The 13,930-nt window shown below is 70.5% G+C and carries 18 protein-coding genes; 9 read left to right on the forward strand and 9 right to left on the reverse strand.

Features of this window, described 5'->3' with window-relative positions; all coding sequences use genetic code 11:
• Positions 1-113 precede the first annotated feature (113 nt).
• From rimI to MUG96_RS02705, 6 genes are all read left to right on the forward strand, one after another.
• The gene (rimI, locus tag MUG96_RS02680) at positions 114-620 is read left to right on the forward strand and encodes a ribosomal protein S18-alanine N-acetyltransferase (protein ID WP_246986250.1); all 507 of its coding nucleotides are present in this window, start codon (positions 114-116) and stop codon (positions 618-620) included.
• Positions 621-651: 31 nt separating this feature from the next.
• The gene (locus MUG96_RS02685; protein ID WP_246986252.1) at positions 652-1,131 is read left to right on the forward strand and encodes a DUF5810 domain-containing protein; all 480 of its coding nucleotides are present in this window, start codon (positions 652-654) and stop codon (positions 1,129-1,131) included.
• A gap of 24 nt (positions 1,132-1,155) precedes the next feature.
• A complete protein-coding gene (locus MUG96_RS02690; protein WP_246986254.1) occupies positions 1,156-1,578 on the forward strand; it encodes a DUF5809 family protein in 423 nt (140 codons plus the stop codon).
• 102 nt (positions 1,579-1,680) lie between these two features.
• Positions 1,681-2,106, forward strand: coding sequence for a hypothetical protein (locus tag MUG96_RS02695; protein WP_246986256.1), 426 nt, complete (start codon positions 1,681-1,683; stop codon positions 2,104-2,106).
• Positions 2,103-2,753: an NUDIX hydrolase gene (locus MUG96_RS02700; RefSeq protein WP_246986258.1), complete on the forward strand. Its 651-nt coding sequence runs from the start codon at positions 2,103-2,105 to the stop codon at positions 2,751-2,753. The genes MUG96_RS02695 and MUG96_RS02700 overlap by 4 nt, the downstream gene beginning before the upstream one ends.
• 65 nt (positions 2,754-2,818) lie before the next feature.
• Positions 2,819-3,181, forward strand: coding sequence for a rhodanese-like domain-containing protein (locus MUG96_RS02705; RefSeq protein ID WP_246986260.1), 363 nt, complete (start codon positions 2,819-2,821; stop codon positions 3,179-3,181).
• Between the two features lie 50 nt (positions 3,182-3,231).
• Here the strand turns inward: MUG96_RS02705 and yciH are convergent, their stop codons facing one another.
• From yciH to MUG96_RS02730, 5 genes are all read right to left on the reverse strand, one after another.
• A complete protein-coding gene (gene yciH / locus MUG96_RS02710) occupies positions 3,232-3,525 on the reverse strand; it encodes a stress response translation initiation inhibitor YciH (protein WP_246986261.1) in 294 nt (97 codons plus the stop codon).
• A gap of 103 nt (positions 3,526-3,628) precedes the next feature.
• A complete protein-coding gene (locus MUG96_RS02715) occupies positions 3,629-5,872 on the reverse strand; it encodes a transglutaminase TgpA family protein (protein ID WP_246986263.1) in 2,244 nt (747 codons plus the stop codon).
• Complete coding sequence (locus MUG96_RS02720) at positions 5,869-7,005, reverse strand: DUF58 domain-containing protein (RefSeq protein ID WP_246986264.1); 1,137 nt, start codon at positions 7,003-7,005, stop codon at positions 5,869-5,871. Before MUG96_RS02720 ends, MUG96_RS02715 begins: the two co-directional genes overlap by 4 nt.
• Positions 7,002-7,961, reverse strand: coding sequence for an AAA family ATPase (locus MUG96_RS02725; RefSeq protein WP_246986266.1), 960 nt, complete (start codon positions 7,959-7,961; stop codon positions 7,002-7,004). The genes MUG96_RS02720 and MUG96_RS02725 overlap by 4 nt, the downstream gene beginning before the upstream one ends.
• 197 nt (positions 7,962-8,158) lie before the next feature.
• Entirely contained in the window at positions 8,159-8,509 is a 351-nt protein-coding gene (locus tag MUG96_RS02730; protein WP_246986268.1) for a DUF7573 domain-containing protein, read from the reverse strand.
• Between the two features lie 82 nt (positions 8,510-8,591).
• Between MUG96_RS02730 and MUG96_RS02735 the strand changes: the two genes are divergently transcribed.
• Complete coding sequence (locus MUG96_RS02735; RefSeq protein WP_246986270.1) at positions 8,592-8,801, forward strand: DUF8024 family protein; 210 nt, start codon at positions 8,592-8,594, stop codon at positions 8,799-8,801.
• Here MUG96_RS02735 and MUG96_RS02740 read toward each other — a convergent pair.
• Positions 8,767-9,738: a 5,10-methylenetetrahydromethanopterin reductase gene (locus MUG96_RS02740; RefSeq protein ID WP_246986272.1), complete on the reverse strand. Its 972-nt coding sequence runs from the start codon at positions 9,736-9,738 to the stop codon at positions 8,767-8,769. The two genes, MUG96_RS02735 and MUG96_RS02740, sit on opposite strands and share 35 nt — an antisense overlap.
• A complete protein-coding gene (locus MUG96_RS02745; protein WP_246986274.1) occupies positions 9,735-10,484 on the reverse strand; it encodes a coenzyme F420-0:L-glutamate ligase in 750 nt (249 codons plus the stop codon). The genes MUG96_RS02740 and MUG96_RS02745 overlap by 4 nt, the downstream gene beginning before the upstream one ends.
• Positions 10,485-10,817: 333 nt before the next feature.
• Here MUG96_RS02745 and MUG96_RS02750 point away from each other — a divergent pair, with 333 nt between their 5' ends.
• Positions 10,818-11,195: a hypothetical protein gene (locus tag MUG96_RS02750; RefSeq protein ID WP_246986276.1), complete on the forward strand. Its 378-nt coding sequence runs from the start codon at positions 10,818-10,820 to the stop codon at positions 11,193-11,195.
• A gap of 75 nt (positions 11,196-11,270) precedes the next feature.
• Here MUG96_RS02750 and MUG96_RS02755 read toward each other — a convergent pair whose 3' ends face one another.
• Positions 11,271-11,765 (reverse strand): metallophosphoesterase family protein, encoded by a 495-nt coding sequence (locus MUG96_RS02755; protein WP_246986278.1) that lies wholly within the window; start codon positions 11,763-11,765, stop codon positions 11,271-11,273.
• Positions 11,766-11,837: 72 nt separating this feature from the next.
• On the opposite strand from MUG96_RS02755, the gene MUG96_RS02760 reads away from it, so the two are divergent.
• Entirely contained in the window at positions 11,838-13,121 is a 1,284-nt protein-coding gene (locus tag MUG96_RS02760) for an eIF2B alpha/beta/delta subunit family protein (protein ID WP_246986280.1), read from the forward strand.
• 15 nt (positions 13,122-13,136) lie between these two features.
• On the opposite strand, the gene MUG96_RS02765 is transcribed toward MUG96_RS02760, so the two are convergent.
• A complete protein-coding gene (locus MUG96_RS02765) occupies positions 13,137-13,886 on the reverse strand; it encodes an MBL fold metallo-hydrolase (RefSeq protein ID WP_246986282.1) in 750 nt (249 codons plus the stop codon).
• Positions 13,887-13,930: the final 44 nt, after the last annotated feature.

Below are 13,930 nucleotides of genomic sequence, written 5' to 3' on the forward strand. Positions count from 1 at the left end.
TGGGTGCGTCCGGATCTTCGAGCCTGATAGCAATGAACCTTCCGGCTACTTTCGGACCGAAACGCTTCGAAATGTCGCCGAGTGGTTGCGGGCGGGATGGTGAAAGGCTCTTGATGGCCGCCCGCCTACGTACGGGTGTGACCACGCCCGCGTCCAGCACCGACCGCGAGCGCCCGACGGTCCGGCAGGCCGGCGACGCGGACCTGCTCGCGGTCTATCGGATCGAGAAGGCTGCCTTCCCACAGCCGTGGCCCTTCTCGGCGTTCGAGCGGTTCGTGGGCCGCCCGGGCTTTCTCGTCGCCGAGGTCGGGGCCGGCGTCGCCGGCTACGTCGTCGCCGATTCGGTGCCCAATCACGGCCGGGCCATCGGCCACGTCAAGGACCTGGCAGTCCACCCCGACCGCCGCGGCGAGGGCATCGCCACTGCGCTCCTGGAGCGAGTCCTCTCGGTCCTGCGCGCCCGCGGGGTCGGTTCGGTCAAGCTCGAAGTCCGGGCCTCGAACGAGCCCGCCAAAGCCCTCTACCGTGACTTCGGCTTCGTCCACCGCCGGACCGTCCCCCGCTACTACGACGACGGCGAGGACGCCCTCGTGATGGTCGTCGACCTCGACGACCGGTGACCATATCCTTCTGGACCCGCTTTGCCCGCGCATGGGATACGCCTGCCCGGTGTGTGGCGACCCACAGGCCGACGACGAACACCTCGCCAACCACCTCGCGTTCACCGCCATGCTCGGTGACGAGGCTCACGAGGAGTGGCTGGCCGAGCACGCCCCCGACTGGGACGAGCACGACGCCGACCGCCTCGCCGCGACCGCCGCCGACCACGCCGAGGAAGTCGACTTCCCGCAGGTCTTCGAGGACACCACGTCGGACCACGACCACGACGACGACCGCTCCGGCGCGCTCTTCGACGACGAGGCCCGAACAGGCGGCGGGTTCGACGCCGCGGCCGCCCGCGACCGCGCCAGCCAGGGCCGAAACCCCGAGCTCGAAGCCGAAGCCGAGGACATCATGGCGGAGGCCCGCGAGCTGACCGAGCGGATGCGCGAGGAGGCCGACGACGGGGACGACGAGATCGAGACCGGCGCCACCGACGACGCCGACGCGGACGAAGCCGAAACCGAGTAACCGCGCGGGCACTCAGCACTGTATATGCACACCGAGGGCATTTTCACTCCCGAGACGGCGGCCGAGGCCCGCGAGCGCTACGAGGCGGTCGGGCCGACGGCCCAGACGACCGTCCGCGAGGTCGCGAAGGCGATGGACTTCGACCGCGAGGAGTACGACGAGCGCGTCACCGGCGCCGTCGTCGAGACCGCACGCGAGGCCATCTTCGCCTCCCTACTGGCGGTCACGGTCGGCACCCGCGAGGAGTACGAGGACTGGCTGGCCGACCACCCCGCGTACGACCGGGCGGATATCGGGAGCGAGCACGTCTCGAACGTCGCCTGGCACGCCGCGCCCGCGACCGAAACCGTCGTCGCCGCGACCTTCGAGGACAAGGAGGCGGCGGCCGTCGGCACCCTCCGCCGGCAGGCCTTCGGCGAGGTCTACCGCGAGCTCGTGACCGAGTGAGCGGCCGCGGTCGTGGTACGGGGGCAGCGGAGTCCGGGGAGCACTCCGCCACCGCGCGGCGCGTTCCGATGCGGTTTTCGGCGGCCGCGACCAAGACGTGGTATGCGGCAGATCACCCGTCGGGTCACCGTCGCCATCCTGGTCGTGCTCGCCCTGTTGCTCGCGCTGGGTGCGCTCCCCAGCTATCTCAAGAGCGGCGACCCCTACTACCTGACCGCGACGCCCGCCGACGGCAACCACAGCGCGGTCGATCTGTCCAACGCCTCCGAGCGCCGCTACGAGTACGCCATCGGCGCGGTTCGGGACGCGGAGGCAGAAACCGGCGTGAACGTCACCGAGACGAACGTCACGGGCCGCTCGGACCCCTACTGGAAGGGCCCCATCGGTCTCAAGGAGTCGTTCACCAACTCCCCGTTCGACGAGATGGACGCCCTGCGGATCCAGAACGAGAGCGCCGCCGAGGGCGAGACCGTCTACGCCACCTACAACGGCACGCTTTACCGCCTGGCGGTGGCACAGGACCCATGACCGAGCGCGACGACGCCGCCGAGGAATCGGCAGCTTCGGACCCACAGCCCCGCGTTCCCGGCGAGTTCGATCCCGACCGGACGCCCGCTCGCACACCGCCGGACCACGACTGGTCGGTCCTCGAATCGAACGCGGAGTACGAGACCGGCTGGTACACCGGCGGCTACGACCGTGTCGAACAGCCGAACGGGACGACCAAGGACTACTACTGGGCCGACCTCCCGCCGGCGGTCGTCGTCGTCGCCCTCACTGCCGATGCAGCCGACGGCGAGGATGCCCTCGTGATGGTCGACCAGTACCGCCCGACCATCCGCGAGCAGTGCCTCGAACTCCCCGCCGGCATCGTCGAGGCCGGCGAGTCCTACACGACCGCCGGCGCCCGCGAACTCCGGGAGGAGACCGGCTTCGAGGCCGCCGGCGTCTCCCTGGTCGAGGAGTTCTGGTGTTCGACCGGCGTGCTCCGGCACCGCCGGGGGATCGTCTTCGCCGAGGGCCTCACGCCCGTCGAACCGGACCTCGACGACAACGAGTTCCTCCGGGTCAGGAGCGTCCCCGTCGACGAGGCGCTGGAGCGCGCCCGCGCCGAGCCCGCGAACGACGCCACCATCGAAGGCATCCTGCTGGCGAAAGAGGACGGCCTCCTGTAGCCCGCCCCCTCGCCCGTCGAGTCGTCCGCGACGCTTTTGGGGACGGCGCCGCTGGTTACTGGTACATGGCTGCAGAGATTTCAGCCGACGACTTCGCCGACCTCCTCGATGCCGACGCCGACGTCCGGGTCGTGGACATCCGCTCGCCCGTGGCCTTCGACCGCGAGCGCATCCCGGGCAGCGTGAACGTTCCACTCCCACAACTGCCGACCCGGGTCGGTGACCTCACCGACGCCGACCGGATCGTCACCGTCTGTCCCCACGGCCACGACAGCCGCCGGGCCGCCGACATCATCACCTCCTACGAAGGTATCGACGGGGAGACCCCGGTCGAGAGTCTCGCCTGTGGGCTGGTCGGCTGGGACGGACCGGTCGCGACCGACAGCGAACGCGACCGAGGGAGCGAGGGCCCCGCGGCGCCGTTCTGAGCTGTCGCTCGACGTGTGGCGTCACGCCGACCGCCCGAAGAACAGACCGATCAGGCGACGTTGAACCCCTTCTCGCGGAGGAAGTCCTCGACCCGCCCGGTGTGGTTGCCCTGGAGCTCGATGGAGCCGTCCTCGACGGTCCCCCCGCAGGCGAACTTGGATTTCAGATCGGAGGACAAGCTGTCCATGTCGACGTCTTTGGGGTCGAACCCCTCGATGACCGTTACCTCTTTCCCGTATCGGCGCTCGTCGATGCGGATGCTGATCTCCTGGGACTCCTTGGCGACGTCCTCGCAGACGCAGAGTTCCTGGGGCAGCCCACACGTCGAGCAGGTTTCCGACATTACAGCGGGACGTACGAAATCGACGTATTAAACACCTTCGGGAATTGCGGGCAGGCGCCACAGGCCCGCTCTCGCCCACGAGCGGCCGCGACGCGGTCGGCCGTCAGAACGGACCGAGTCGTTCCGAGACGATTTCGCCGACCAGCGCCACCGCCTCGTCGGCGTCTGCCTCCGTGACGCGACCGCCGTACCGCGAGCGCTCGTAGTAGTCACACACCCGATGGGCCGCCTCCCCGGCGTCGACGGCGTCGAGGTACTGCCGCGGCGTCTCCCCCGGTTCCCGGGCCCGTTCCGTCCGTTCGAGGGCGTACTGGAGACGGTCGAACGCCCGCTCGACGTCGACGGCCGGTGACTCGCGGGGCTGCCAGCGGGCCCAGACCGCCCGGTAGGCCCGCTCGGTCGCGTCCGTCTGCCGGAGACCGGCGACGACACCTCCCACCAGGACCGCCCCGAGTGCCGCTTCCTCGCGCGAGGGGAGGTCGATCTCGAACCCGCCGCCGTCGTCGACGGCCCCGTCGACACTGCTGCCGCCCGTCGTCGTCTCCCCGCCGGCCGGCGTCGGCGTCTCGGGCGTCGGTGGTGGCGTCGGGGTGTCGGGTCCCTCCGTCCGCGGGTCGTCCGGGTCGTCGGGGGTCGGGGTGTCGTCCTCGTCGGTGTCGTCGGTGTCGACGTTGGGATTGCCGTTCTCGCGGGCCTGCTCCAGGCGCTCGCCCTCCGCGGCCGACCGCGGGCCGGCCGGCGTCGGGTCGAACCGGACCCAGCCGACATCGGGGAAGTAGACCTCGGTCCACGCGTGGGAGTCGAAGCCGCGGACGACCCAGCGGTCGTTACCGACCCGTTCGCCGGGCGTGTAGCCGACGACGAACCGCGCCGGGACGTCGAGGGTTCGGAGCATGACCGCCATCGTCGTCGCGTAGTAGGTGCAGTAGCCCCGCTCCATCTCGAACAGAAACGAGTCCGCGATGTTGCCGTCCGGGCGCTCCACGTCCAGCGAGTACGCCCGGTTGTTCTCCAGCCAGCGCTCGATCACGCGAGCGGCCTCGTAGGGATTGCTCGCGTTCGCGGTGATGCGCTCGGTCCGCTCCTCGATCCGCTCGGGGAGGCTCGACGGCCGCTGTGTGTACCGGTCCTCGACGCCGTCGGGGTAGTCGTCGCCGGCGCTTGCCAGCTCTCTCGGCCTGGCGACGGGCCGGCGGCTGGTCACCTCGTAGCTGTCGCCCGGTTCGAGTTGCTCCCCCTGCTCGGGCTGGAGCCCGCCGGCGTCGGTGACCGTCGCGATGTCGCCCTCGTCGCCCTCGACCGCGATGGGGCGCCAGACGGCCGGCATCGTCCGGAGCGTCGATTCGATATCGTAGCGCTGTTCGACCCGCTCGCTCGCGCCCGGCGGGCCCCGGAGCCGGTCGTCGAACGCCCGCGTCGACCCGGTCCTGACCCAGCCGTCGCCGGTGTAGCGGTCGTAGGCCGCGACCCGCCAGTACGCCTGTCTGGTGGCGTCGACGGTGAACCTGACCGCCGGGGAGAGTTCGATGCTCCCCTGAATCCTGATGCGCTGGTCGGCGTTGATCAGGCTCGCCTCCACCGTGTTGGCCCGCCCCTTCCCGAACGGTTTGAGCAGTTGCGTCCCCGCGCCGGGCACCACGCTGACCGTGCTCGACACCGCGACGATTGCGCCCAGCTCCATCAACACCGTCCGCCGTTGCGTGTCGAGCGCGGCCCCGGCGTCGCCGTCGACGACCGCGGGACGGTCCGCGCTGTCGAACCGCTCCAGCCGCCCGAACCCGACCGCGCCGACGGCCCCGATGGCCCCGAGCAGGGCGACGGTCGTGTTCATATCGCCCGTCAGGACGAAGAACGTCAGGGCGGCACCGCCGGCGGTCACCGCCGCGACGTAGTGGCGACGCAGGGCGAAGTACCACGCCAGGAACACCGGCGTCGGCGTGAAGCCGAGCGCCCACAGCTCGATCTTCTGCAAGCGGAGGACCGACAGCCCGTTCAAAAGCGAGATCACGTCCCCCAGCACGCGGTCCTGGTTCGCCACGACGTCCGCGGGCAGGGCCGTCGCGTAGGAGTACAGCCCGAACGCGAGCAGGAAGGCGCCGATGGGGACGGCGACCCGTACCGGGAGCACCCGCGAGAGCACCGACGCCGCCGCCAGTGACGCCGCCACGACCAGCAGGAACGTGTCCGGGTTCCCGACCACGTCGATGATCTCGTACAGCGCGAACGTGAAGGAGAACACGAGCAACAGGATCGACACGAGCGCGAGTCGGCGCGTGCTCAAGAGGCCGCCGTCCTCGTCGAGGCGGTTGCGGAGGCGTTCGGCCGTGCCGGGTCCTGCGTCGCTCATCGCTCACCTCCAGCAGACCGGTGGTCTGCCGTCCCGTTCGCGTCGCTCACGGGACCCCCGTCGAACTGCGCGTTCGACGTGCCGCCGCTCGCATCGCTCGCGGCACCACCGCCAGACCTGCGGTCTGCCATCGTCCCGTTCGCGTCACTCACGGGACCCCCGTCCGCCGCGACGGCCCGTCCCTCGCCGTCCACGGCGAGTCGGTGACGGCGGCCGCCGACGGTCGCCGCGACGCCGTCCCCGTCGGCCTCGATCAGCACGTCGGCGCCTTCGCGGGCCCGCTCGTCGGGGTAGCCGGCTCCCGTCCGTGCGAGCAGTTCGAGGAGGTGTCGCCGGTGTTCGTCGCCGTGGCCCGCGGGCAGTTCTCCGTCGGGACAGGTGACCCGGACCGAGTAGCCCGCCTCCAGCGCGAGGACCGCCACGCTGGCGGCCGCCGACGCCATCGCGTCCGCGTGGCCGGAGGCCGCGCTCGCGGCGATGTCGATCGTCCCCCGCGTCGTCTCGCCGACGAACTCCTTGACGACCAGGTCGCCCTCTCCGCGTTTCGCGCTCGACTTCCAGTGGACGTCACGGAGCGGGTCACCGGGCGCGTACTCCCGGAGCGTGTCGAAGGCCTGCCGGTCCGGGACGCGCGTCTGCTCGAAGAAGCCGGCGAAGGCCTCGTCACCGCTCAGGTCCTTGACTTCCGGGTAGACGAGTAGCGTCGCGGTCGCCTCGGTGGTGACCGTCGTCCGGAAGAGGCCGAGCGTGTCGGTCACGACCAGCCGCGCGGGCCCGACCGTCCACTCGCCGCGGTTCGTCAGCGTCAGTTCGTACGCCACGCTGTCGGGGAGCGTCGTGTGAATCTCGTATCTCCCGCTCTCCGCGCCGGGCAGCGAGTCCGCGAGGCGGGCGACGCCGCTTCCCTGTACGTCGAGTTCGATCTCGCGGTGTTCGCCGGGGAAGCCCGCGCGGGGATCGGGGCGCTCGACGGTCGGCGCGTTCACGCGGACGATCTGGATGGCACCGATAGCGAGCACCACGACGGCCGGTGCGGCGATAGCGTTGAGCGCGCGGGCGCCGCCGGTCGCGGCCATGCCGAACGCGCCCCCGGCGACCAGGGCGACGCCGACGCCACGGAGTGTCGGCCTCATTCTACCGCGACCGTGTTCAGCGCCTCCCTGACGACGTCCTGTCCGGTCCGGTCGGGCGTCCCCGTCCGGACGCGGTGTGGCATGACTACCCACGCCTCCGTCTGGATGTCGTCCGGGACGACGTAGTCGCGGCCGTTCAACACCGCCCGGGCCTGGGCGGCCCGCAGGAGAGCGATGGAACCACGGGGACTGACGCCGAGTTCGGCTCCCTCGCGGGTGAAGCCGGCCAGCCGCGTCACGTAGTCGCGGATCGGCTCCTCGACGGTGATGTCCGCGACCGCGTCGCGGGCGTCCCGGAGGTCCGCGAGGGTCGCCACTGGTGAGAGTTCCTCGATGGGGTGGTTGCCGACGACGCGTTCGAGCATGTCCGACTCGTCGTCGGGTTCGGGGTAGCCGAGGTGGAGTTTCTTCATGAACCGGTCGAGTTCGGCCATCGGCAGGTCGTAGGTCCGATCGTGCTCGACGGTGTTCTGGGTCGCGATGACGGTGAAGGGCTGGGGGACCTCGTGGGTCGTCCCGTCGACGGTCACCTGTCCTTCCTCCATCGCCTCCAGCAACGAGGACTGGGTCTTCGGCGGCGCGCGGTTGATCTCGTCGCCCAGGACCACGTTCGCGAACACCGGCCCGGGGCGGAAGTCGAACTCCTGGGTCTTCTGGTTGAACACGTTGACGCCGGTGATGTCGGAGGGCAACAGGTCCGGCGTGAACTGGACGCGCTTGAACGTGCCGTCGAACGACTGGGCGACGGCGCGGGCGAGCATCGTCTTCCCGACTCCGGGCACGTCCTCGAGCAGGACGTGGCCGCGGCCGAGCAGTGCGGTGAGGATGTGTTCGATCTCGTCGTGGTGGCCGACGATGACCCGTTCGACGTTCTCGGCGACCCGGCGTGCGAGCGCACCCGGGTCCTCTGCGGCGTCGGTTCTTCGACCGGCCTGTGACGTATCTGCGTCTGTCATAGCTACGAGTGGAGGGCAAGCGGGGGCGAGCGTCCTCGTCTCTCGGTGCCGGCACACAGTGTCTCGTCCCGGCCGACACCTGGCGACGCGGCGCTACGCGGCCCGTCTGCGTGAATCACACCTCCACGCACGGGCGCGAGGAAAGTAACTCTGCCGGCTTTTCAGGTGCCGTACACGTCCGCGCTCGCTCCGCCGACCTACCACGATTTACACGCGCGACAGACCAGTTCGCCGTCGCCGCGCCAGCGACGCTGCACCGCCTCGCCACAGGCCGCACACGCGACCGGCTCCGACGACCACGCGAACGTGGACTCGGCCGGTGGGACCCCGTCGGACTCGGTCGCCACAGTCCCGTCGCCGACCGCGGCGTCCTCCCCGTCCGCCGTCTCGTCGGCCGTCTCGCTCGGTGTCTGACTCGGCCCCTCGTCCGCCGTCTCGTCGGCCTCGGCGCTCGGGGACTCGCTCCCGCCGCTCGCTTCCTCCCCTGACTCCGCGCCCGGGTCGTCGCTCCCGCCGTCGAGGAAGTCGTCGAGCGAGGCGTCGTCCATACCCACGGTAGGCGGTCGGCCCCTATAGTTCTCGCGAGACGACCACGACAGGCACAAATAGGACGGGTCACAACGAGACGGTATGTCAAGCCTGCTCGGGAGCATCCCGAAGCTCGTCACCGAAATATCACGCGTCGCACTCAGTGATCCCCTCTCGGCGATCAGCGTGGCGTTCGGCAGCGCCTTCATCGGCCTGGCCGTGCTCGCGTTCGGGTACCTGGCCCTCGGCGCCGTCGCCGATACCGTGGTGCCCGACTTCAGCAGTCGAGAGCCGCCCCAGCAAGCCGAATAGCGTCTTCGAGGTCCGGCCCGAGCGGCGAGCCGGCCACGAACCCGTCGGCGTACTCCATGACGGCGTCGACTCCCTCGCGCACCTGTTCGGGCGTCCCCGCGATACTGAAGACGTCGATCATCTCCTCGGTCACCTGCCCGAACGCGTCGGTGAACTCGCCCGCCTCGATAGCCTCGCCGACGGCCTGTGCGGCCGCCTCGTCGATGTCGTGTCGGTCGAGTACGGGCGGGGCCGCGCCGCCGACGATGAACGCCACCGGCGGTCGCGCGGCCGCCCGGGCCGCCGCTTCGTCCTCGGCGACGCTGACGCTCGCGTAGGCCGCGAACTCGAAGTCACCGCGGTCCGCCGGGCGCTCGTCGAGCCCCTGCTCGATCTGGCCCTCCGCCCACGCGAAGTCCCTCGGGTGAGCGGCGTTGTAGAGGACGCCGTCGGCGTGTTTCGCGCTCATCCGCAGCATGTGCGGGCCCTGCGCGCCGACGTAGACCGGAATCTCGCCCTCGACGGGGAACTCCAGGGCGGCGTCCTGTGCGGTGAAGGTGCCGTCGGCGTCGACGGTCTCGCCGGCCCAGAGGTCCTGTGCGATCTTGAACGTCTCCAGCACGCGCCGGAGGGGACTGTCGCGCTCGACGCCCATCGACTGGAGCGTCGAGCGGTCACCGGGGCCGACGCCGAAGACGGCGCGGCCGTCGCTGACCTCCTGCACCGTGGCGACCTGCGAGGCCAGTTTCAGCGGGTGTGTCTCGTAGGGGTTGGCCGCGGCCGGCCCCAGTTCGATCTCGTCGGTCGCGGCCGCGATCCGTGACAGCGTCACGAACGGGTCGCGGTTGAAGTAGTGACAGGCGGCGAAGACGGCGTCGAAGCCCGTCTCCTCGGCCTGCACTGCCAGTTCAGTGATCTCGTCGACCGGATGCTCGGGGGTGAGTTCGATTGCTTTCATTCGTATGTCCACTCGCGGAGCGCCTGCCGCACGTAGTCCGAATCGATCTCGCGAAAGAGGTCGTCGTCACCGGCGTGGTCGCCGAACTGCCAGTCGCGGACGACCGTCACGGGCGTCCCGCCCGCGCCCTCGCCCGCGACGAGGTTGCCCGCCGCGGCGAGTTCGTCGACGACCGACTGCACCGTCACGCCGAGTTCGCGCCCGTCGCGGTCGTGCTCGCCGCGCCAGTCGCGGTTCGCGGGCAACCCCGCCCAGCCGAGCGCGACGCCGCGCTGGCCGTGCCGGAAGGGCCGCCCGGAGGTGTCGGTTACGACGACCGGCACCCCCAGTCGCTCCGAGAGGGCGGCCGCGCTCGCACCGGGGTCCTCGGGCAACAGCAGGAGGTCGGCGCCGGGCACGTTCGAGCGGTCGATGCCGGCGTTCACGGTGATGTGGCCGAACCGCGTCACGGCGAGCAGGAAGGGAGCCTCGATGAGCAGTTCCTCGCTCTCCGCGAGGACGGCCTGCGCGAATCGGGGGTCCTTCTTATCGCCGGTCGCCCGCTCGACCGTCGCGGCGACCTCGCGGGCGCGCTCGCCCGCCGGGAAGTCGGCGAGGTCGGCCGTCCGGCCCTCGGCCTTCGAGACGACGGTGCTCGCGACGAGCACCACGTCGTCGGGCCGGAGCGCGACCCGCTCGTCGATCAGCGCCGCGAGGTCCGCACCCGGGCGCACTTCCGGCAGACCTGGGACCGCAACGACTTCCATACCCCCACCAGGGCGCGCCCGGAAAAAAGGGGCGCGAAACTCGCAACAACGGCCAACACCGGCAATCGATGCCGCTTGCTGCCGGGTGTCGGCGGCGCGCGCGAGCGAAACGCACCCGAAACCACCCCCGATACCGACCGCCGGAACCGTCCTGACGTAAAAACTACCGGATCGATTCGGCCCGAACTACCAAATTTCTATCATTCGTATATATCCGGCCGTATTTTATATTAACGTATAAACTACCGGCGATAGCCGCACGTGTATATATCACTTGCAGGGAAATAATTGAAGTGGGGTGACGGGTGAGAGAAAGGTGGGCGGTGACGGTCGATGGCAACGAGACAACATAGACGGTTCGGGATTCCGGGGGTCGATCTGAAACTGCTGGTGCCGACGCTCCTGCTCATTGGGGCCGAGGCCTGGTACCTGACGACCCAGGCGGAGGCGTGGCTGTTGCCGCTGATGTGGATGGCGCCGATGGACCTGTTCCTCCTGGCCTACGCCCTCGACGAGTCCCTCGCGCTGTCGGAGGTGGCGCTGGTCCTGTTTTTCGGCCGGCTGCTCTACCTCCCGTACCTCTTTCTCTCGCCGATGGACGACCTGCTGGTGTTCTACGGGCTCTTCATGGCACCCGTCGACGTCCTGATTGTGGGGTACGCGATCCACCACGCCGGCCGGACCGTCTTCGACGCCGCACGCGCCGTCTGACTGCGTTCACCGCCGACCCAGTCTCCCCATCCTCTCCGCTCCTACCGTTCTCTTTGCTTCGAGCTCTCTCCGTGCTCACACCTCGCCCCGCTCGACGGAGACGGTGAACTGACCCTCTCTGACCCGGACGATCAGCATCGTGGCCTGGGCCGCCGGGTCGGCCCCCGTCGCGCTCCCGGGGTTCAGCAGGCGGACGCCGTCGACGACCGTGTCGAGCACCCGGTGTGTGTGCCCGCAGATGCCGACCGCCGACGACCCGGCGTGGTCGCGGACCGTCGCCCGGACGCGCTCCTCGAACCCGGCAGGACTCCCCGTCCCGTGGGTGACGACGAACGTGACGCCGCCGAGGGTCACCGTCGCCACCTGCGGCAGGTCGAGACCGGGGTCGATGTTCCCCGAGACGGCCGTCAGCTCCGCGGCGACGTCTCGGACGGTCGCCAGTGCCGCCGCGGAGTCGAAGTCGCCGGCGTGGATGGTGTGGTCCGCCGTCCGGATTCGCTCGCGCACCCAGTCGGGAATCCGGGGCTCCCGCGAGGGGACGTGCGTGTCCGCGAGGATCGCGATCTCCATATCCGGGAGCAGGACGGCCGCTCACAAAAGTCGGTCCCCGGGTTTTTGCCCGTGGCCCTCCGTGGCCGACCCATGGAGGAGACACACGTCGTCACCTGCTTCCTCCGCAACCGGGCCGCGGTCCTCCTCGTCCGCCGGAGTGACGCGGTCGGCTCCTACTCGGGCCAGTGGGGGGCCGTCGCCGGCCACGTCGCGCCCGACCCCGACGACCCCGACGAGTCGGACGCCGCCACCGACCCCGACGCCGCCGCCCGCCGCGAGATCGCCGAGGAAACCGGCCTCGCCGACGCCGTCACGCTCGTCCGCCGCGGCAATTCTTTCCCCGTCGCGGACGACGACCTCGACACGCGCTGGGTGGTCCACCCCTACCTGTTCGACTGCGATTCCCGTGACGTACGTCTCGACGAGGAGGCGACGGAGTCCGAGTGGGTCCCGCCGACCGAGATACTGCGCCGCGAGACCGTCCCGGACCTGTGGACGTCCTACGACCGGGTCCGCCCCGGTGCCGACACGGTCGCCGACGACCGCGACCACGGGTCGACGTACCTCTCCGTCCGCGCGCTCGAAACGCTCCGGGACGAGGCGGCCCTCGCCGTCGAACGCGACGCCGGCGACTGGGACGCTCTCGCGACGCTCGCCCGCGACCTCCGGGCGGCGCGCCCGTCGATGGCCGTCGTCGCGAACCGCGTGAACCGGGCAATGCACGTGGCGGCCGACGACCGCACGCCCGCCGCCGTCGAACGGGCCGCGGAGGACACAATCGCGGACGCCCTCGATGCGGACGACGCGGCCGCCGCCGTCGCCGCCGACGAGGTCGACGGCGGCCGACTCGTCACGCTCTCGCGCTCGGGCACCGTTCGCGAGGCCCTCCGGCGGGCCGACCCCGACGGCGTCCTCGTGGCCGAGTCCCGGCCCGGCGGCGAGGGTGTCGGCGTCGCCGAGTCGCTGTCCGCCGACGGGACCGCAGTCACGCTCACCGCCGACGCCGCCCTCGCGCACGAACTCGCCGGCGGCGACTACGACGCGGTACTGGTCGGTGCCGACGCGGTCCTGCCGGACGGTCGCGCCGTCAACAAGGTCGGTACCCGAGCGGTCGCGCTCGCGGCCGCTCGCGAGGACGTGCCGCTGTTCGTCGTCGCGGCCGCCGCCAAGGTCAGCACGGACGCGACTCCGTCCCTCGAACGCGCCGATCCGACCGACGTGTACGACGACGACGCCGCCATCGACGTGGCCGCGCCGCTGTTCGACGTGACGCCTGCGGACCTCGTCGCGGGCTTCTGTACGGAGCAGGGCGTCCTCGACGCGGACGACGTGGCGGCGGTCGCCGCGGCCCATCGGGACCGGGCCGAGTGGTAGCTCGCCGGCCCCGCCTCAGTTCTCGTCGAGGACGACGGGGACGCCGGCCGCGGCCACGTCTGCGGCGAAGGCCCGCGAATCGGCTTCGAGGTTCGAGAAGGTGTTGTAGTGGACGGGGAGCACGAGCCCGGGTTCGGTGCGGGCGGCGAGTGCCGCGGCCTCGTGGCGGTCCATCGTGTGGTTGCTCCGGCCGATTGGTGGACACAACAGCGACACGTCGATGGTCCGGTGGCCGGGCAGCACGTCGGTGTCGCCGGGCCAGAACACGTCCGTCCCGTCGAGTTCGACCAGGAAGCCACACCCGAACCCTTCCGGGTGGTACGGCGTCCCGTCCGGGCGGGTGTGTGGCCCGTCCGGCTCGTTGTACGCCGGCGTCGTCCAGACGTCCACGGGGCCGACCGACAGCGTGTCCTTCATTCCCACCTCCAGGATGTCGTAGGTGAGGTCGCCGATGGGCGGGAGGTCGCGGTCCACGTCGCGACCCTCGATACCTTCGAAGGCAATAACTGTCGCATCCGCTTTCGCGACGCGGTCGATGCCGTCGGGGTCGTAGTGGTGGACGTGGCTGACACAGACCACGTCGCCGTCCTGCGCCCGGTAGTCCTGCGAGGGTGGGTGGCCCACGTTCTCGGCGTGGGGCTCCCACTCGCCGGTGAGGACGCCGTGGCGACCGGGGTCGAGGTAGACGACGGTCTCGCCGTCGGTGACGCGGAGGGTGGCGTAACCCAGCCAGTCGACGGTGAGCCCGTCGTGTCGAACCGTCATCACGTGTGGGTACGCGGGCCAGCCAAATGAAGGGCGCTGGTCTC

This window comes from Halorientalis marina (assembly GCF_023028345.1).
Classification (GTDB): domain Archaea; phylum Halobacteriota; class Halobacteria; order Halobacteriales; family Haloarculaceae; genus Halorientalis; species Halorientalis marina.

Bases quoted from the DNA above. Each gene is read 5' to 3' on its own strand.
- rimI (WP_246986250.1), top strand. From the start codon at position 114: ATGGCCGCCCGCCTACGTACGGGTGTGACCACGCCCGCGTCCAGCACC.
- yciH (WP_246986261.1), bottom strand. From the start codon at position 3,525: ATGTCGGAAACCTGCTCGACGTGTGGGCTGCCCCAGGAACTCTGCGTC.
- MUG96_RS02745 (WP_246986274.1), bottom strand. From the start codon at position 10,484: ATGGAAGTCGTTGCGGTCCCAGGTCTGCCGGAAGTGCGCCCGGGTGCG.
- MUG96_RS02705 (WP_246986260.1), top strand. From the start codon at position 2,819: ATGGCTGCAGAGATTTCAGCCGACGACTTCGCCGACCTCCTCGATGCC.
- MUG96_RS02690 (WP_246986254.1), top strand. From the start codon at position 1,156: ATGCACACCGAGGGCATTTTCACTCCCGAGACGGCGGCCGAGGCCCGC.
- MUG96_RS02700 (WP_246986258.1), top strand. From the start codon at position 2,103: ATGACCGAGCGCGACGACGCCGCCGAGGAATCGGCAGCTTCGGACCCA.
- MUG96_RS02760 (WP_246986280.1), top strand. From the start codon at position 11,838: ATGGAGGAGACACACGTCGTCACCTGCTTCCTCCGCAACCGGGCCGCG.
- MUG96_RS02720 (WP_246986264.1), bottom strand. From the start codon at position 7,005: ATGAGGCCGACACTCCGTGGCGTCGGCGTCGCCCTGGTCGCCGGGGGC.
- MUG96_RS02685 (WP_246986252.1), top strand. From the start codon at position 652: ATGGGATACGCCTGCCCGGTGTGTGGCGACCCACAGGCCGACGACGAA.
- MUG96_RS02755 (WP_246986278.1), bottom strand. From the start codon at position 11,765: ATGGAGATCGCGATCCTCGCGGACACGCACGTCCCCTCGCGGGAGCCC.
- MUG96_RS02765 (WP_246986282.1), bottom strand. From the start codon at position 13,886: ATGACGGTTCGACACGACGGGCTCACCGTCGACTGGCTGGGTTACGCC.
- MUG96_RS02735 (WP_246986270.1), top strand. From the start codon at position 8,592: ATGTCAAGCCTGCTCGGGAGCATCCCGAAGCTCGTCACCGAAATATCA.
- MUG96_RS02725 (WP_246986266.1), bottom strand. From the start codon at position 7,961: ATGACAGACGCAGATACGTCACAGGCCGGTCGAAGAACCGACGCCGCA.
- MUG96_RS02740 (WP_246986272.1), bottom strand. From the start codon at position 9,738: ATGAAAGCAATCGAACTCACCCCCGAGCATCCGGTCGACGAGATCACT.
- MUG96_RS02695 (WP_246986256.1), top strand. From the start codon at position 1,681: ATGCGGCAGATCACCCGTCGGGTCACCGTCGCCATCCTGGTCGTGCTC.
- MUG96_RS02715 (WP_246986263.1), bottom strand. From the start codon at position 5,872: ATGAGCGACGCAGGACCCGGCACGGCCGAACGCCTCCGCAACCGCCTC.
- MUG96_RS02750 (WP_246986276.1), top strand. From the start codon at position 10,818: ATGGCAACGAGACAACATAGACGGTTCGGGATTCCGGGGGTCGATCTG.
- MUG96_RS02730 (WP_246986268.1), bottom strand. From the start codon at position 8,509: ATGGACGACGCCTCGCTCGACGACTTCCTCGACGGCGGGAGCGACGAC.